At 40.2% G+C, this 17,329-nt stretch carries 19 protein-coding genes; 1 reads left to right on the top strand and 18 read right to left on the bottom strand.

What is annotated here, in order from left to right; all coding sequences use genetic code 11:
- Positions 1-4: 4 nt before the first annotated feature.
- The 18 genes from B7E06_RS10800 to prsW all read right to left on the bottom strand — a co-directional run bounded on the left by B7E06_RS10800 (position 5) and on the right by prsW (position 15,803).
- A complete protein-coding gene (locus B7E06_RS10800) occupies positions 5-718 on the bottom strand; it encodes a demethylmenaquinone methyltransferase (RefSeq protein ID WP_082233989.1) in 714 nt (237 codons plus the stop codon).
- Between the two features lie 2 nt (positions 719-720).
- A complete protein-coding gene (locus tag B7E06_RS10795) occupies positions 721-1,515 on the bottom strand; it encodes a heptaprenyl diphosphate synthase component 1 (protein ID WP_245807721.1) in 795 nt (264 codons plus the stop codon).
- Positions 1,516-1,612: 97 nt separating this feature from the next.
- Positions 1,613-1,837, bottom strand: a complete 225-nt coding sequence (gene mtrB, locus B7E06_RS10790; RefSeq protein WP_082235983.1) for a trp RNA-binding attenuation protein MtrB — start codon at positions 1,835-1,837, stop codon at positions 1,613-1,615.
- 121 nt (positions 1,838-1,958) lie between these two features.
- A complete protein-coding gene (locus tag B7E06_RS10785; protein ID WP_082233987.1) occupies positions 1,959-2,231 on the bottom strand; it encodes an HU family DNA-binding protein in 273 nt (90 codons plus the stop codon).
- A gap of 346 nt (positions 2,232-2,577) precedes the next feature.
- A complete protein-coding gene (gene spoIVA / locus B7E06_RS10780; protein WP_082233986.1) occupies positions 2,578-4,056 on the bottom strand; it encodes a stage IV sporulation protein A in 1,479 nt (492 codons plus the stop codon).
- Positions 4,057-4,298: 242 nt separating this feature from the next.
- On the bottom strand, positions 4,299-5,024 hold the full coding sequence (locus B7E06_RS10775) for a hypothetical protein (protein ID WP_245807720.1): 726 nt from the start codon (positions 5,022-5,024) through the stop codon (positions 4,299-4,301).
- Between the two features lie 16 nt (positions 5,025-5,040).
- On the bottom strand, positions 5,041-5,238 hold the full coding sequence (locus B7E06_RS10770) for a DUF2768 family protein (RefSeq protein WP_082233985.1): 198 nt from the start codon (positions 5,236-5,238) through the stop codon (positions 5,041-5,043).
- Between the two features lie 199 nt (positions 5,239-5,437).
- A complete protein-coding gene (locus B7E06_RS10765; protein ID WP_082233984.1) occupies positions 5,438-5,698 on the bottom strand; it encodes a stage VI sporulation protein F in 261 nt (86 codons plus the stop codon).
- 60 nt (positions 5,699-5,758) lie between these two features.
- Positions 5,759-6,799 carry an NAD(P)H-dependent glycerol-3-phosphate dehydrogenase gene (locus tag B7E06_RS10760; protein ID WP_082233983.1) on the bottom strand — a complete coding sequence of 347 codons (1,041 nt, stop codon included), beginning with the start codon at positions 6,797-6,799 and terminating at the stop codon, positions 5,759-5,761.
- Positions 6,800-6,825: 26 nt separating this feature from the next.
- Positions 6,826-8,136 carry a ribosome biogenesis GTPase Der gene (der, locus tag B7E06_RS10755; protein ID WP_082233982.1) on the bottom strand — a complete coding sequence of 437 codons (1,311 nt, stop codon included), beginning with the start codon at positions 8,134-8,136 and terminating at the stop codon, positions 6,826-6,828.
- 171 nt (positions 8,137-8,307) lie between these two features.
- Positions 8,308-8,913: a YphA family membrane protein gene (locus tag B7E06_RS10750; protein ID WP_082233981.1), complete on the bottom strand. Its 606-nt coding sequence runs from the start codon at positions 8,911-8,913 to the stop codon at positions 8,308-8,310.
- A 228-nt stretch (positions 8,914-9,141) separates the two neighbouring features.
- Positions 9,142-10,173, bottom strand: a complete 1,032-nt coding sequence (fni, locus tag B7E06_RS10745) for a type 2 isopentenyl-diphosphate Delta-isomerase (RefSeq protein WP_082233980.1) — start codon at positions 10,171-10,173, stop codon at positions 9,142-9,144.
- Between the two features lie 16 nt (positions 10,174-10,189).
- Positions 10,190-11,332: a 30S ribosomal protein S1 gene (gene rpsA, locus B7E06_RS10740; RefSeq protein WP_082233979.1), complete on the bottom strand. Its 1,143-nt coding sequence runs from the start codon at positions 11,330-11,332 to the stop codon at positions 10,190-10,192.
- 97 nt (positions 11,333-11,429) lie between these two features.
- On the bottom strand, positions 11,430-12,017 hold the full coding sequence (locus B7E06_RS10735; protein WP_082233978.1) for a lysophospholipid acyltransferase family protein: 588 nt from the start codon (positions 12,015-12,017) through the stop codon (positions 11,430-11,432).
- A gap of 4 nt (positions 12,018-12,021) precedes the next feature.
- Entirely contained in the window at positions 12,022-12,699 is a 678-nt protein-coding gene (cmk, locus tag B7E06_RS10730; protein ID WP_082233977.1) for a (d)CMP kinase, read from the bottom strand.
- A gap of 236 nt (positions 12,700-12,935) precedes the next feature.
- Positions 12,936-14,282: a germination protein YpeB gene (gene ypeB, locus B7E06_RS10725; protein WP_082233976.1), complete on the bottom strand. Its 1,347-nt coding sequence runs from the start codon at positions 14,280-14,282 to the stop codon at positions 12,936-12,938.
- A gap of 11 nt (positions 14,283-14,293) precedes the next feature.
- On the bottom strand, positions 14,294-15,037 hold the full coding sequence (gene sleB, locus B7E06_RS10720; protein ID WP_082233975.1) for a spore cortex-lytic enzyme: 744 nt from the start codon (positions 15,035-15,037) through the stop codon (positions 14,294-14,296).
- Positions 15,038-15,140: 103 nt separating this feature from the next.
- Entirely contained in the window at positions 15,141-15,803 is a 663-nt protein-coding gene (prsW, locus tag B7E06_RS10715) for a glutamic-type intramembrane protease PrsW (RefSeq protein WP_082235981.1), read from the bottom strand.
- Between the two features lie 87 nt (positions 15,804-15,890).
- Between prsW and B7E06_RS10710 the strand changes: the two genes are divergently transcribed.
- A complete protein-coding gene (locus tag B7E06_RS10710) occupies positions 15,891-16,862 on the top strand; it encodes an asparaginase (RefSeq protein ID WP_082233974.1) in 972 nt (323 codons plus the stop codon).
- Positions 16,863-17,329: the final 467 nt, after the last annotated feature.

Raw genomic sequence — 17,329 nt, 5'->3', positions numbered from 1 at the left:
TCAATTAATACGACTGCTTCTCTCCCATATGCATGGCAGCGACTCCTCCAGTATAGGCCTTGACTTCGATATTAATAAAACCGGCTTCTTTAAACAGTTCAGCCAGTTGCTCAATTCCCGGAAAGTCTTTAGCCGATTCATGGAGCCAGCTGTACTCTTTATAACTTTTGGCAAAAACTTTACCAAACCATGGCATGATGTTCTGGAAGTAAAAATAATAAAAACGCTTAAAGATCGGATTTTCAGGCTGGGAAGTTTCTAAGCAAACGACTTTTCCTCCAGGTTTAACAACCCGGTGCATTTCCTTTAATACCTGAAAATAATCGGGCACATTCCTTAGTCCAAATCCGATCGTCACATAATCAAACTCGTTATCTTCAAATGGAAGTTCCATCGCATTACCATGCTGAAACTCAACCTGCCGAATGCCTGCTTTTAATTTTTTCTTAATTGCGACAGACAGCATATTATTGCTGAAGTCTAGTCCTGTGACTTTACCAGCATGACCTACCTTCTCGGCAAGGCTCATCGTCCAGTCCCCTGTACCGCAGCACACATCCAGCGTATAGTCACCTTCTGAAACATTCATTCGTTTCATTACATCTTTTCTCCATATGCGGTGCTGTTGAAAAGATATAATAGAATTCATCTTGTCGTAACGGCTGTATATGTTCTCAAATACATTATGCACTCTTTCTTCTTTCGTCGGTTGCGGCATTGTTATCCTTCCTCAGCGATATGTGTTTTATAGAATTTCTGATTTATTGCCGAATATATATACTGCTTTAACCAATTAAAATGAATAGGCATTTGCGAAACTGCCGCTTCTACATGTGAAATCTGGTTATGAAGCATCTGTTCTACATTTAATACTGCCTGACCGCTTGATTCCAGAATTCTTTGCCTTTTGGACAATAAATCCATAATTGGCGAAAAACGGCCTTCCTGATAACTGTTTTTCTCATCAAGCAGCCGCTTTGCTAAAAGCCAGTCTCCTGCCATATCATTAATCGATGTTTTCTGTACATATCCGGCTACTCTATGAATAAGCAGAGATTCTATTTTTCTAAGTGATGATAAAAACTCTTGAAAAGATTCAACGTCTTTATAATATAATTCCATTTTCAGTTCATTAATCTCTTTAATTGCCCCTGCCAGTGTTTTAATCATAGGGATGTCATCCAGCTGGGCCAGCACATAATAATAGAGCCCGCTGTAATAATCACCGGCTAACACAGTCAGCTGACGAGTACGGATTGTTTCCGGCTCATCTTCTTTCTCAGATAAAGTCACGTGGTCATGGGTATCAAGCGCAATCTGCACGAGCATTGTAGTAATTATATATTTTTCCTTTTTGAGAGGAGATAAATTGGTGTGATCCATGATAGACGTAAGAATGACAAGCTTATCTTCATCAATAACAGGGTCCGCAATAAACTTAGCTAAAAAAGGGTGACTCACATGGGCAGCAATTTTATCTTTTAACTGTGTTATTTGCATATTTGGTGGGTTCACTATTCATCACCTGATCCCTTTCATAGACACATTATGACCCTTAACATTATAGCATAAACATATTGGTTTAGCTTAAGTATGTATTCTGCAGAGAATATTACTCTGCGTCGTTTTTCATTTCTCCGTGGCTTGTCTGTATAACCGCTTTTCCGCGGACTTTAACAGCAGAAGTATGCTCGGTAAACTGGGCAATCATTACTTCATTCTTATCAAGCTTCTCGGAATGATGGAACCTTGTATCTGTTCCTCTTGTTAATCCGATCACATTCACTCCGTCTTCCAGCGCCTTTATAACAAAAAAGTCATTATCTGATGCCGCCATAGCTTTCTGCTCCCTTCTTTTAGTCATACTATCTCTTATTCCAGAGCAGATGTCAAAACATCTACTTTTATCCATTGAAAAAGGGGTGCATCTAAGCACCCCTATAAGCCCTATGTAGCTATTACTTCACAGCATCTTTTAGGGCTTTACCAGGTTTGAAAGCTGGTACTTTACTTGCTGAGATTTCGATCTCTTCACCAGTTTGCGGGTTACGGCCTTTACGAGCCGCACGCTCACGTACTTCAAAGTTACCAAATCCGATAAGCTGTACTTTCTCACCATCTTTTAGTGAATCCATGATAGATTCAAATACAGAATCAACCGCTTGAGTTGCGTCTTTTTTAGAAAGCTCAGCTTTCTCAGATACTGCATTGATTAGGTCAGTTTTGTTCATGACATTCACCTCCTTCCAAGAAGGTTGGTCTTTCAAGTGAACAGATATTCACTTAAAGGGCCTATTTAGTCACCAACATTTGATGACAAGCCTTATATTAAACGAGTTTGTGCTTAAATTCAATAGAAAATACATGAGAAATCGCATCATATAGCTGTTTCTGGGCATTTCCTTACTGTGAAGCTTCCAATAATAGATATAAATTCCAAAGATAAAAAACCGCCAAAACCCTTGATATAAAAGGGTTTTTGGCGGTTCATCTGAAAACAAGTCCTCTTTCTGACCCAAAGAATATTTGAAATTAAATTTTTTAAAGAAAAAATTAAAAACGGCCCGCAAAGAGCCGTTATAGAATGATGGCGATCATTCCGCCAGACCCTTCGTTAATGATTCGTTCAAGGGTTTCTTTTAATTTACTTCGTGCATTATCCGGCATTAAGGAAAGCTTAGCTTGAATACCTTCTCTAACAATTGAACTTAATGATCGGCCAAAAATATCAGAGTTCCAGATTGACAGAGGATCTTCTTCAAAGTCCTGCATTAAATACCGGACAAGCTCTTCACTCTGCTTCTCTGTGCCTATAATTGGCGAGAATTCAGATTGTACATCTACTTTCACCATATGAATCGATGGAGCGTTAGCCTTCAAACGAACGCCAAAGCGAGATCCTTGCCTAATGATTTCAGGCTCCTCTAACGCCATATCCTCTATTGATGGAGCGGCAATACCATACCCCGTCTGCTTCACCATCTGCAGAGCATCGGCTACTTGATCATACTCTCTTTTTGCATGGGAGAAATCCTGCATAATTTCAAGCAGATGATCTTTGCCACGAATCTCTTCACCGACGATTTCTTTTAAAATATTATCATATAAGTGATCAGGAGCCTGCAAGTCGATTTCTGCAATTCCTTCCCCTAAATCCATGCCGGAAATATGGGCACCGGTTATATATTCATAATCTTCAAAATTACCAACTACATAATCAACATCACGAAGTCGCTTAATATCCTGCACTGTTTCTTCAATGGCTGTCTGCAGGTGCTTTCTCAGCCAATGACGGGAATCAAGAACCATTACCCAGCTTGGCAGGTTGACATTCACCTCAAGTACCGGAAATTCAAAGAGAGCTTCACGCAGGACGCTCTGAACATCCTGTTCGCGCATACTTTCAACAGACAATGCCAACACTGGAATATCATACTTCTCCTGGAGCTCTTCCTTTAAGCGCAGTGTTCGCTCACTGTGGGGTTGAGCAGAGTTGATGACCATAATAAAAGGTTTTCCTACTTCCCGGAGCTCTTCGACAACCTTTTCCTCTGCTGACACATAGTCCTCTCGTGCGATTTCTCCTATGGTGCCATCTGTAGTTACTACTATACCAATTGTAGAGTGTTCCTGGATTACTTTTTTGGTACCTATCTCGGCTGCTTCGTGAAAAGGGATGGCTTCTTCATACCATGGAGTATGAATCATACGAGGACCATTTTCATCTTCGTAACCTACAGCTCCCTCTACCGCATATCCGACACAGTCAACCATTCTTACACGAACATCAAGATGTTCATCAAAGCGGATCGAAGCCGCCTGGTTTGGGACAAATTTCGGCTCAGTCGTCATTATTGTTTTACCGGCGGCACTTTGAGGCAGTTCATCAAGTGTTCTCTCCCGCTCTGCTTCATCTTCCATATTCGGGATAACAACAAGCTCCATGAATTTCTTTATAAAAGTTGATTTTCCTGTCCTTACCGCTCCAACCACTCCCAGATATATATCCCCATTTGTACGCTTAGAGATATCACTGAAAATATCTACCTTCTCCAAAGGATCCCCTCCCTGATAAAAGTTCACAAAATACAAGCTTGGACACTCTCATTCTATGAGAGGACCCATAATAAATATGCTTAGTTTTGGAAAAGTAATTACGGGCCGGCAGTTAGCCAAGAAACAGAGATCCCGGAAAAACAGATATGTTAAATAAACACGCACTATCATAGAAGGTAACTTTCAAGTCAAAAAAAATCCTTCAGAGACAGCAATTGGACTCTGAAGGATTTTTGCTTAGTTTAAGAGGAAGTAAGATCCACTGAAAATACGGGTTCTTCTTCTTCAATCGTATAAGGTGGAGAATAGGCTGGTGCAAAAGGAGTGTAATCTGTCAGCAAATAACGGATATCCTCCCCTGGTTCATAAGGATGCTTTTCATTTTTCATAAGCTCGTACAGTTCCGAGCGGTAGTCCACTAGAAGCTCTCCTCTTTCATTGATATATACAGGGAGTTTCTTTTCAGAATATGGGCTCTCCACACTTGGTTCGTTATCCAGTCCCATTTCTTTATATTTTAAACCATAAACACCTTTAGCAATTTTATTTTTCAGTGGAGGAAATTTATTATCTCTCATATATTGATCTACTCTCATTTGAAGCGACCTCAATTGGTCAGTAACCGTTAAATCGACCACTTTTACAGTAGGATTCTCCTCCACATCAATAAGAATATATTGGTAGTGCCCACCATTTTCAAATGAATTCCCAGGTGCTTCACCGATCAGTCCTTGTTCTCTAAGCTTACTAAAATCTATAGGGTACTTTAAGAACGGCTCCGTATCTTCATCTCTTGTTTTAATCGGAAGGAGGTTTGTTCTTTCCTGGTATTCTTTTACGGAGTTCTGTACGGTTTCCAGCTGCTGCTGGTTGGAAAGCTCGTTCTTCTGCATTTCTGACTGAGGATAGAGACATCCTGATAAAATAAAAGCCAGTAAAGGCAGCATGAAAATTTTCAGAAAGTTCACGATGGTAACACTCCTTCTAAGCCGTCGGCCCGCTGAGTACTATGAAAGCAATAATGATGCCGCCAATAATCATAAACAAATAAGCGAAAACAGCTACAATCCATGAGGCTGCTCCTGTTAGCTTAAAACGGCTTAAATAAATCAATCCTGTCGCTAAAAATAAAGAAATGATACCCGCAAAAGATATGTACATCTTTAATAAACCGACTGACATAAATTTTTCCTCCTAGTTCCCTCGAATAACCCGAAGGTATTATACCATATAATCCGCTTTCTTACAGAAAAAAAATACCGGAGCAAATGGCTGCTCCGGTTTGACTAAATAACTCCATTATAGCTCCTACGTATTAATTACTACGGGTTATAGTATGCATAACCATAGGGGACTGTCTCCTAAAAACGCCTACCCATGATTAACCTTTAAAGAATTTACTCAGTGTATTCATATCAAGAGGCATGTTCTGGTTAACGATAGCTTCCACAATTTTATCCTCTTTCTTCTTAGAAACAGGCTTATTAGCAACCTTTGCCAATTGCCTTACTAACCGACGTACAACTTTCTCATCGGTAAAGTCAGCATTCTTTACTGAATCCGCAACTTTAAAGACTTCTTCAGGGTTAATGTTGGCTTTCTTTTGTAAATGTTCAAAAATATTTTTTTGAAAATTACTCACTAATGATAACCTCCTCGTGCAATTGATTCTTGGTAGTATATGCACGAGGAGACTGATGTGTTAGTTATTCAATTGATCATCTAGAATGTTCGTTAAGTCTTCCATTTCGTGGCGGCGAATACGGGTCATAAGCTTAGTCACTACATCCCGAGGATCAGCATCTTCGAAAAGAACCTCGTAAATGCCCTGGGTTATCGGCATATCGACATCCTGCTTTTTCGACAGTTGATGAGCCGCTTTAGTCGTTCGGACACCTTCGACAACCATTCCCATTTCTTCGAGAACCTCATCAAGGTTAGCACCGCTTCCTAATTTATATCCAGCTCTCCAATTTCTACTGTGGGAACTTGTGCAAGTTACAATTAAGTCACCTACACCGGTAAGTCCGGAAAACGTTAAAGGATTGGCTCCCATAGAGGTACCAAGACGAGCGATTTCCGCCAGTCCGCGTGTAATTAGAGCTGCCTTAGCATTATCTCCAAAACCAAGGCCGTCAGAAATCCCTGCACCGAGTGCAATAATATTCTTTAAAGATCCGCCGAGCTCTACCCCTACAAGATCCGGGGAAGTATATACCCGGAATTGTTCATTAATAAAGAGATCCTGTACGCTCTTAGCAACTGACAGATCTTCTGCCGAAACCGTAACGGTTGTAGGATGTCTTAAGCTGACTTCCTCTGCATGGCTAGGTCCTGAAAGTACAACGATATCTTCATATTTATTACGTGGAATCTCTTCTGCAATTACTTCAGATACACGTTTGTAGGTTTCAGGCTCTATTCCTTTAGAAGCATGTGTAAGGACAACTTTCTTATCCAGATACTCTACAAGCTCCTTGCAGACTTCTCTAATTGCTTTAGTCGGAACGACCAATATAATATGGTCTGTCCCTTCGACTACAGCTTCCATATCCGCACTAGCGGTTACGTTAGAAGGAATGGTTATATCTTTAAGATACTTCTCATTCTGGTGGGTTTCATTGATTTTCTCAGCATGTTCCTTGCGGTGAGACCACAAATGTACATCATGGCCGTTATCTGCGAGCACTATTGCCAGGGCGGTGCCCCAACTTCCTGCTCCTAAAACAGCTACTTTGCTCATAATAACTTCTCCCCTCTCGGATAAGATCAACTACGTCTTCTTGGAATAATTTTAATAGGGGTGCCTTCAAAGCCAAAAGCTTCCCGAATTCGATTTTCAAGAAAGCGCTCATACGTAAAGTGCATAAGTTCCGGCTCATTAACAAACACCACAAACGTCGGAGGCTTAACAGCTACCTGTGTGGCATAAAAGATTTTAAGCTTTTGACCTTTAACAGATGGGGCCGGGTTCATAGCCAGAGCATCCATTATGACCTCATTTAAAATATTCGTTTGAAGTCTCCTCGCATGATTCTCACTCGCTTCGATAACTTTAGGAAGCAGTGTATGTGTACGTTTCTTTGTTTTAGCGGATAAAAAGACAATAGGTGCATAGTCTAAAAACCTAAAGTTTGACCTAATATCATCTTCGAATTCTTTCATTACTTTTGGATCGCTCTCTATCGTATCCCATTTATTCACAACGATAATCACTGCTTTTCCAGCTTCATGAGCGTATCCTGCAATTTTTTTATCCTGTTCTTGAATACCTTCTTCCGCATCAATAAGCGTTAAAACTACATCTGAGCGTTCAATGGCTTTTAAAGCCCTCATTATACTATATCTCTCTGTAGACTCGTAAACTTTTCCTCGTTTTCTCATACCTGCTGTATCGATGATTATAAAGTCTTTTTCATCTTTAGAAAAAGGGGAATCAATAGCATCTCTAGTAGTTCCAGCGATACTACTTACGATCACCCGTTCCTGTCCAAGGATACTGTTTACGAGTGAAGATTTACCTACGTTAGGACGGCCTATAAGACTGAAACGTATAGTGTCGTCTTCCTCTTCTTCAAACTCAAGTTCAGGGAAATGTGAGACTACAGCATCCAACATATCTCCAAGCCCGAGTCCGTGAGTGCCTGAAATAGGATAAGGTTCTCCAAAACCAAGTGAATAAAACTCGTAAATGGTTTCTCTCATTTCAGGATTGTCCACTTTGTTAACGGCCAATACAACAGGCTTATTAGATTTAAACAAAATTTTAGCTACTTCTTCATCTGCCCCTGTAATACCATCCCGACCATTGACCATGAAGATAATAACATCAGCTTCATCAATAGCTACTTGTGCTTGTGCTCTCATTTGGACTAGCAGGGGTTCATCCCCTAATTCAATACCGCCCGTATCTATCAGGTTAAAGGAAGTGGTCAGCCACTCTGCCTCTGCGTAAATACGATCTCTAGTTACTCCTGGTGTATCCTCTACAATAGAGATCCTGTCTCCGACTAAGCGATTAAAAATAGTCGATTTTCCGACATTCGGCCGGCCGACAATCGCTACTACTGATTTTCTCATGAAAGGATCATCCTTTCCTTCACAAATAAAATATTCGCGTTTCTTTTAATTTAAATACAAAAAAATACTGCTGTTCTATGGGACCGAAACCTTTTTTAGAGGCTTGACCTCATAGGAATAGCAGACATGCTCTAACTTTATTATAGTAGCAAATTCCTTTCTTTTATACAATCACTTATTCAATGGAGCCATCATCCTTTTCTTTAAAAGAGCTTTTCGTTTTGATATCCTCATCAAATGTTTTACTCGATCAATAAGGTAAAATACAAATAACAATAATATTCCCTGCACAACCACAGTGTGAGCAAAAGTGTAGTTCATCATAAAATCAATCGCTAAACTCTCCGCAACTAGATATGCCGCTGCAGCGCCACCGGCATTCATCAAGATCCATAAACCTGCTTGACTGGCAAGGGAAGGTATACAAAGCTGGATGAGAAAAATAACTATCGTCAGAAAAACCCAGCCTGCAGGAAAAATAACCCAAACAGGGTTTACGATAATAAATAATTGGAAGAGTGTTGTAAGAAATATAAGGATAATGAGCCATAATTGGTTTAAAATTGGTTTAGGCTCAGCCCAAAAATATAATCCGAAAATCGCATGAAAACTTAAAGACCATAGCAAAAATTCATCGGAAACAGTGATAAGAGAATAAACTATTATACTCAAAAGAACAAAAGCACTCATCACCTGCTTTTTTAGGACATCACCAGGTATAAAGAAAGTCAGCAAAATAAAGGCAACCCAGCTGAACCAGTAAAATTCTACATTCATCGTAGGACCCTCCTATAACTCTAAGTATAGGATAAAACCAGCTCATTTAACCGTAATGCCTAAAAGACTTTCACGCCCGTTTTTCTGTATGGATAGTTTCTGTTATACCTTTTTTCAAAAAAAAAAGAGATCATTCTCAAAAAAGCAAGCTGCTTTTTGGGAACAACCTCCAGGTTCATTAATGGGCCTATGAATTTTAAATAAAGTCTTCTCGGCGGTCCATTATTATTACTGTATTCTCTGCTCTACCCATTCTCTTGTTTTTCCATAATATACTACAGGGCTTTCTTTTAAACTTTCCAAACTTCTAGAGTTTGTCAGCATCATTGCTATCTTTAATTCATGATGAATATGATCAATTTCAGCGACTAACTCATCTAATCCGTGATTTATTAATATTTTCAGCAGCCCTCCGGCCATACCGAAGGCTGAAGCCCCCAGCGCTAAGGCTTTCGCCCCATCCAAACCGTGGCGAATGCCGCCAGAGCCAATGAGATGTACACCATGATTCTTACAGAGTTCTCTTGTTTCCAACAAAGATACAGGCGTCGGAATACCCCAATTGTTAAAAGAGGCAAAAGGTTTTTCCCTTCTCATGTTTTCTATCATTGAAAAGTTAGTCCCGCCTCGTCCGCCCACATCTATGTAGCGGACACCCAGATTAGTGAGTGTTTGAACAGTTTCCTTTGATAGGCCGTATCCGACTTCTTTAATTATTATGGGAACCTCTGAATTATGGATAATTTGTTCAATATTCTTCAGGCGGTGGGTAAAATCTCTGTCCCCTTCCGGCATAATCAATTCCTGAAGAGTATTTAAATGGATTTGCAGTGCATTCGCTTCAAGCATATCTATCGCAGTCTGAGCTTGGTCAGGACTTGCTTCACTGCCTACATTAGCGAAAATAATACCATTAGGGTTTCTTTTTCTGACAATCTGGTAACTCGGACGCTCAGAACGATCTTTTATAGCGGACATTTGGGAACCAACTGCCATGCCAATCCCTGTGTGAGAAGCCGCATCCGCCAAGGCTTCGTTAATTTTAAGCGTTTCATTCCCGCCCCCACCGGTCATCGCATTAACAAAAAGGGGAGAACTTATTTCAAGTTCTCCCACATTACCTGATACATGAATTTCATCAAAATTTAATTGAGTAAGACTCTGATGAACGATTTCCACATCATCAAAATGATTATGATAATCGCGTTCATGTGTTAAAGCGTGACGGATGTGGTCGAGTTTTCTCTCTGCTCTCGACAAAACCTTCACCGCCTATTTATTTCTTATACTTATCCAGCTGATCGCCAATCATATCACTCAGCGAGAAACCAGCATGGTCTTCTTCTTTTTCGTAAGACTTCATTTCTTCACGGCTTTGGTCTGCTTCCAGCTCTTTCATGCTTAAAGAAAGACGCTTTGCCTGCTCATCCACATCTAGCACTTTCACTTCAACCTGCTGTCCTTCCTCCAGGACTTCCCCAGGTGTGCCGATATGACGGTTTGAAATTTGAGAGATATGAACAAGGCCCTCTACTCCGGGGAATACTTCTACAAAAGCACCAAAGCTTACTAGACGGCGTACGGTTCCTTCAATGACCTCTCCAGCACGTACACGATTGGAGATATCATGCCATGGACCAGGCTGAGTTGCTTTTAAAGATAAAGAAATTCTCTCGTTATCCCGGTCAACAGAAAGGACTTTAACTTCAATGGTTTGACCTTCTTCTACAACATCCGAGGCTTTTTCCACATGCTGGTGGGAAAGCTGCGAAATATGTACAAGTCCGTCTATTCCGCCCAGATTAACGAAAGCGCCAAAGTCTGTTAATCTCTGCACAGTTCCTTCGATCACTTGTCCTTCTTCCAGAGACTGTAGGACTTCCTGTTTCTTAGAAGACTCCTCATCTTCAACGACAGCACGGTGTGAAAGAATCACACGGTTCTGTTCCCGGTCAAGTTCGACCACCTTTAGAGTCAGAGATCGACCTTTATAGTCTTCAAAATCTTCTACATAGTAGGTCTCTACCAAAGATGCAGGAATAAATCCGCGAAGTCCGATGTCTACAACAAGACCGCCTTTAACAACGTCTTTTACTTCCGCGTCAAAGACTTCTCCGCTTTCGAATTTTTCTTCAAGTTCCTGCCATGCTTTATCAGCATCGACTGCACGCTTGGAAAGAACAATTTCATCATCTTCTACTTTTTTCACTTGTAGAGAAAGTTCGTCACCTTCATTAACAACATCAGATGCTTTCTCTACATGTAAGCTGGATAATTCGCTAATAGGAACAATACCTTCTACTTTATATCCAACATCTACGAGTACTTGTTTCTCTTCGATCTTGACGACTTTGCCCGTCACGATATCGCCCGTAGAAAATTCTTTCATGCCTGATACTTCATTATTCATTTCATCCATACAAAGCAACCTCCTTCAATTTCCGACACTACCTAAAACAGAAATGCCCTTTTGTCTAACTTCTAATATTTGAAGCGGTTTGTCAAGCGTTTTACCCTCATTCACTATGGAATTTATGCAATTGTCTGATTTCTTCCATGATGTGATCTGTTACATCTTGCGCAGAAGCTTTCTGTTCTCGAAAAGAAGTAATGTTCATTGGTTTTCCATAGACAACCTTTAGGGGCTTCCACTTCTCATAAGGACCAATAATGGCACATGGAACAATAAGGGCTTTTGACCTAAGGGCAAAGAAACCTACACCTGCAAGTCCTTTTCCTATTTCACCGCTCCTTTGTCTAGTACCCTCCGGGAATAATCCTAAAGCATGATTTTCATTAAGAATTTGAATACCCTTCCTTAGTGCATCCCTGTCACGCATCCCCCTTTTGATTGGAAAAGCATGGACTCTTTTCAAAATTCCCCCAATAAATTTATTTTTAAACAGTTCCTCTTTGGCAAGAAAGTATATGTTACGGGAATTCGTGATCCCTACAACAGGAGGATCAAAGTTTGAAATATGATTAGAGCAGATGATCACAGGACCTTCTTTTGGAATATTTTCTTTACCAACCACTTTTATACGATATAAGGGATAAAAGATAGCCGAACATAGTGCTTTACCTACTTTATATAAATCAATCATTTTATCACCCCTTACCTTTTGCAGATACAATTGCTATTATACGGTCAACGACTTCCTCAATCGAAAGAGAAGTCGTATCAACTTCCACAGCATCCTCAGCTTTTACAAGAGGTGCAGCTTCCCGTTTTGAATCAATTTCATCACGTTTGCGGATATCCTCTTTTAATGTCTCTAAATCTGAAGAGAATCCTTTTTCTAAATTTTCTTTATGTCGACGGGCTGCTCTTTCTTCTACAGAGGCAATCATAAAAATTTTAACTTCGGCATCCGGGATAACGTGAGTTCCGATATCTCTTCCATCCATAACTACGCCCCGCTGCTCGACAAGCTTCTGCTGACGCCTTACCATTTCTTTTCTGACGTTCGCATGCTGGGCTACATAGGATACGGAAGCTGTCACTTCATTTGAACGGATATCCTGAGTCACATCTTCACCATCCAGCCATACATGTTGTCCATCCTCTTGCTGTGCGAGTTCAATAGTCGTTTCATTTAATAATGAAGTCAGCATTGACTCATTATTCAGGTCCACATCAGCCTGAAGTGCTTTTAAAGTTAAAGCACGGTACATCGCTCCTGTATCTATGTAAATATAAGACAGCTGCTGAGCCACCTTTTTGGCTACTGTACTCTTGCCAGCTGCCGCCGGTCCATCAATTGCAATTGCTAATTCTCGTTTCATCCCATTTTCCTCCAATAGTTCATACGCAAATTCTATTAAATTCAGTGCTTTGTACACTTAGTTTATACTCGTAAAGAATAACATAAAATCTATAAAATCTATACTATGGCATTTCCTTTGTTTTCTCTCCTGCTTTGCCGTTTGAAATAATAACAGACCCTCATATCCTTACTGGTTAAGCTCCATTGATCGCAAAACTAATAAACGAAAAGAACTGCCACCAGGGGCAGTCCTTTTTATTGCAGGTTAGCGGGTTCGTATTTTTTCTCTGTTGAGCGTAATGTTTCTACTTTTTCTTCTTCACCGTTAATGGCATTAATGAATATTCTATACGTTTCATCGTCTTTTGTAGCTAAAAACTCATAACAGAGAACAGGTTCATTTAAATCGTTTTTAATCACAGCTAAATAATTATCCTGAATCTCAAGGTTAGGATTAATCATTCCCCTAGCTTCTTCTTCACTTATTTTCGGCTCCCCGATTATTGGTTCAGAGTTCGCAGTGAAGAATTCTCGAGCGCTTAATCCCAGTAATTCTCCATTATCTAATGCAATCTTCAAATGGATCGTTTGAGGATAATATCTTATTCCATCTTTAGAATGTACAAAACGAAAAACTCCTACGTTATCATACTGACTACTTTCAGAAAGCTCCATATCTTTTAAATTCAGCTTTTCAAGATATTTCAGCGCTTCCTCTGAAGCTTGGTTTAAGCCAATTGCCGGCTCGTTCACCTGACGACTTAGCATAAGAGTTAATGGGTATCCTCCTTTTTGAGAAATATCCATATACCCGTTTGTTTCACCTTTTTGATAGGAAGCTGTGATCGTCGGAACGTCCGCTCCTTTACCTGATTTAGTTATCGTCATCTTAGAATTTCCGATATTCTTAAACCAGTCCCTGGCTATTTTTTCAGCTTGTTTGTCGTTAATTTCTTTTCCTTCAACTTTAGGAGCGCTCGTATTCTGAGTCTCCATAGCTATTCCATTTTCATTATTTGTTTTCTGGAAGCCATCCATTGATTTTTCGACTGTCTTAAATCCATTAATAATTGTGTTATCTCCGTTCTCATCATCGGTCGCCAGTGCAAGTTCTACATCCATCCATCTTAGATTATCTTCAAGCACAATGCTTTGAACCTGTCTCAATTCATCTCTGATCTCACCAGACTGCTTATAAAGACCTTCGAGCCCCGCGATTTCTTCGTCAGATAAAGGATTTTTCTCCAAATCTCTAACTGCTGTCTTATAGGCAAAATCACCAATATTGTGAAGAAACTCTTCTGTCTTATTAAATGGAAGCAATGTTAATGGAAGCTGTCCTACATCAGAGCTTGCTTCTGATGTAATCCTCCAAATCTCTGCAAGCTGGGGTGACAGCTGCTTATGCGAATTCATAGCAAGTGTGCTGCCAATTTTATCATGCAGCATATCTACATCATATGTTAGCTCATGAAAAGCCCTCTGGTAATTATTCTCCGCTTGAATTAATACGGCATTTTTATCCTGATGCTCTTTATATCCAAATACACCGAGACCAACTACTGCAATAGTCAATAAGGTAATTGTGATCCAGCGAAACATAGCTCCACCTCCTATTTACAAAAAATATGTTTGCCGATTTGTTTAATTTGCGGACGTGACCATATCCATCCGGAAGTGGCCGTATTAGGGTTAAAGTAATACTGGGCATTCCCGGAAGGGTCCCAGCCGTTAATAGCATCGATCACTGCCTGTCTGGCTGTATCATTAGGAGTCAGCCAGATTTGTCCATCCGCTACAGCTGTGAAGGCCCGCGGTTCAAAAATTACTCCAGAAACAGAATTGGGGAAAGTGGCACTTTCTACTCGATTTAAGATAACAGCTGCGACTGCTACCTGACCGATATAAGGCTCGCCCCTTGCCTCTCCGTAAACAGCATTTGCCATAAGCTGGATGTCATTTTGTGAGTAGCCTCCCGGAACATTAACTGCAGTTGGGGCAGAAGGTGCTGCCTGCCCGCCTCCCTGGTTAGAAGGTGGATTATAGCCTTTTGTAGCTCTTACTAATTTATCTTTCACTTTCGGGCCGACAAGTCCATCAATTTCCATTCCAAACTCGTATTGAAAATTCCTAACGGCCCAGTATGTTCTCCAGCCGAAGACGCCATCCACCTCTCCAGTGTAAAAGCCAAGAAACTTCAGTCTCCCCTGAAGCTCAATAACATCCTGGCCAACTGCTCCCTGTTGAATCACCTGATTTGAAAAGGCATAAGCTTTATAGCCTTCGTTAAGCTGTGGAATAGGGAAAAGTACTAAAGAAAACAATAAAGCAACCATCATTACTTTTTTCCATAACATTCGTCTACACCTCTGGTCTATTCCTAAATTTATAAAGGTAGTTTTAGACAAACGAGCAACAATATACATGTACAAACAAAAAAAGCCCCTCATAGGAGCTTTCTCATTTATAGGACTGTTCTAATATTTTTTCATGATGACGGTTGGCTAAATCTATTTTTCTCATACCAACGATCCACAGTATGATCATAAATGGAATAAGTACATACAGCCAGATAGCAGTGACAACAAAATAAGCGTATAAACTGTGCAGGGCTAACGGTATAACCAAAGCTAAAGCAAGCGAAATCTTTTTATTGTTTGGAGAAAATTTAGCTTTGCCAAGGTAATATCCCATTAAAATTCCGAATAAAGCATGGGAGGATACAGGAAACAGTGCGCGTATCAAAGCTATTTCAATCCCATTGGCAAACAAGTAAATAATATTTTCAACTGTAGCAAATCCTAAGCTGATAGAAACTCCATATATAATTCCGTCATAATGATGATCAAATGCAGCATGCCGGTAAGCGACAAATAGTAAGAAAAACCATTTGAAAAACTCTTCAAGCAATGCAACTTGTAAAAATGACTTTAACAACCTTGCAGGAAATAAATTCTCAATTTCAATTGCATGCTGAATAAACATAATCGGAAATACGAGCAGAGCACCGATTAGAAACATACGTATGATAAGAGGCAAAGGTTCTAGTTCAATCTTCTTACTTAAGTAGATAAAAGTCATTAAAGCTAATGCAGGTGCAATAGCTACAGTTAATACAGCCATTTTCATCAGCTCTCTCTTTCTTTCCCGTTAAAATAATCGTATCATGAAGATTGAGTAAAAGGAATAAAGAATAAAAGGATGATACAGATGAAAAATATACTAATTATACATACAGGCGGTACTATTTCTATGAAAGAAAATAAAGAAACGGGAGAGGTAAATACTCAAGGCCGGCATCCTCTTGAAGAAATTTCTACACTTTTAAAGGGAGAAACGATTATTGAAGACGAGATCCTCTTTTATCTTCCTTCTCCCCATATTACTCCTGATCACATGCTGAAACTCGGGAAGCATATACACGAAAGGCTGATCCTGAAAGATTATGATGGTATTGTAATCACCCATGGTACTGACACTTTGGAAGAAACAGCTTACTTTTTGGATTTGTATTTACAGACTAAAAAGCCAATAATCGTTACCGGAGCCATGAGATCCAGCAACGAAATTGGCTCTGACGGTTTATACAATCTGCTCACAGCTATTAAAGTTGCAAGCTGCGACGAAGCACAAAGCAAAGGAGTGCTCGTCGTGATGAATGATGAGATTCATACAGCCAAAAACGTAACTAAGACTTCCACAAGCAATGTTGCTACATTTCAAAGTCCCCAGTACGGACCAATTGGCATTACAACAAAGAAAGATGTTTTTTTTCATCACCGAACGAATCACTACGATTCCTACCCTATTCAGCAGCTGAGTAAAAAAGTAGCTTTAATTAAAGCTTATGCCGGTATGGATAGTGCAGTAATTGACGCGATCAGGGAAAGCGGTGTTAACGGTATCGTACTTGAAGCTCTTGGGCAGGGAAACCTGCCGCCTGAAACCGTGCCTGCCATTGAAAAGACAATTGAAAAGGGGATTCCAATCGTGCTCGTTTCCCGCTGTTATCAAGGTATCGTACAGGACACCTACAGTTATGAGGGTGGAGGACGACACCTGCGTGATTTAGGGGTAATCTTTGCAAATGGGCTGACAGGTCCTAAAGCACGGATAAAGCTGCTCATCCTGCTGGAAATGACGAATAATCCAATGGAACTGACACCTATGTTTAGTTATTAACTCCCATAGAAAAGCTGTTCCGTTTACTATATTGCAGGAGAAAAGCGGCTGGGAAATAGCTCGCTTTTAAGCGGAGAGCCGGTGAGCTAGCTCGTTGCACTCGCGGATCTCACCATTGCTCTATCTCCCTGCAGGAGTCTCACCATTTCCCATCCTCTTTAAATTTAATGGGGAAAACGGAACGCTATAAGCTCAATAAGCTCTCTAATGTGATCGATCCTCTCTTCTTAAATGTTCCGTTACTGAAAAAAACGTAAAGGGCCAGGGGAAACGGCGAGACTCCTACCATGAAAATAAAGTTCTATAATATGGAAAAATGGCAATACTAAAGTAGACGCAGCTCATTCTTCTTTTTTCGAGGAGAGCGTCTTATACAAATGGCTAGTGAGTTGGAGGGTGGAGTTAAGATACCTTTGGTTCCTCAATCGTCACGGTGTAACCTAAACCCTCTAACCTACGCAATGAGT

Source organism: Halobacillus massiliensis (assembly GCF_900166625.1).
GTDB lineage: Bacteria > Bacillota > Bacilli > Bacillales > Halobacillaceae > Halobacillus_A > Halobacillus_A massiliensis.
Note: the sequence above shows the minus strand (reverse complement) of the source record. Positions and strands in the feature narration are given on the sequence as shown.

What these genes read in the sequence shown, in the direction of transcription:
- B7E06_RS10800 (WP_082233989.1), bottom strand. Translation starts at nt 718, where the DNA reads ATGCCGCAACCGACGAAAGAAGAAAGAGTGCATAATGTATTTGAGAAC.
- mtrB (WP_082235983.1), bottom strand. Translation starts at nt 1,837, where the DNA reads ATGGCGGCATCAGATAATGACTTTTTTGTTATAAAGGCGCTGGAAGAC.
- B7E06_RS10785 (WP_082233987.1), bottom strand. Translation starts at nt 2,231, where the DNA reads ATGAACAAAACTGACCTAATCAATGCAGTATCTGAGAAAGCTGAGCTT.
- B7E06_RS10770 (WP_082233985.1), bottom strand. Translation starts at nt 5,238, where the DNA reads ATGTCAGTCGGTTTATTAAAGATGTACATATCTTTTGCGGGTATCATT.
- B7E06_RS10760 (WP_082233983.1), bottom strand. Translation starts at nt 6,799, where the DNA reads ATGAGCAAAGTAGCTGTTTTAGGAGCAGGAAGTTGGGGCACCGCCCTG.
- der (WP_082233982.1), bottom strand. Translation starts at nt 8,136, where the DNA reads ATGAGAAAATCAGTAGTAGCGATTGTCGGCCGGCCGAATGTCGGAAAA.
- B7E06_RS10750 (WP_082233981.1), bottom strand. Translation starts at nt 8,913, where the DNA reads ATGAATGTAGAATTTTACTGGTTCAGCTGGGTTGCCTTTATTTTGCTG.
- rpsA (WP_082233979.1), bottom strand. Translation starts at nt 11,332, where the DNA reads ATGGATGAAATGAATAATGAAGTATCAGGCATGAAAGAATTTTCTACG.
- B7E06_RS10735 (WP_082233978.1), bottom strand. Translation starts at nt 12,017, where the DNA reads ATGATTGATTTATATAAAGTAGGTAAAGCACTATGTTCGGCTATCTTT.
- cmk (WP_082233977.1), bottom strand. Translation starts at nt 12,699, where the DNA reads ATGAAACGAGAATTAGCAATTGCAATTGATGGACCGGCGGCAGCTGGC.
- ypeB (WP_082233976.1), bottom strand. Translation starts at nt 14,282, where the DNA reads ATGTTTCGCTGGATCACAATTACCTTATTGACTATTGCAGTAGTTGGT.
- sleB (WP_082233975.1), bottom strand. Translation starts at nt 15,037, where the DNA reads ATGTTATGGAAAAAAGTAATGATGGTTGCTTTATTGTTTTCTTTAGTA.
- prsW (WP_082235981.1), bottom strand. Translation starts at nt 15,803, where the DNA reads ATGGCTGTATTAACTGTAGCTATTGCACCTGCATTAGCTTTAATGACT.
- B7E06_RS10710 (WP_082233974.1), top strand. Translation starts at nt 15,891, where the DNA reads ATGAAAAATATACTAATTATACATACAGGCGGTACTATTTCTATGAAA.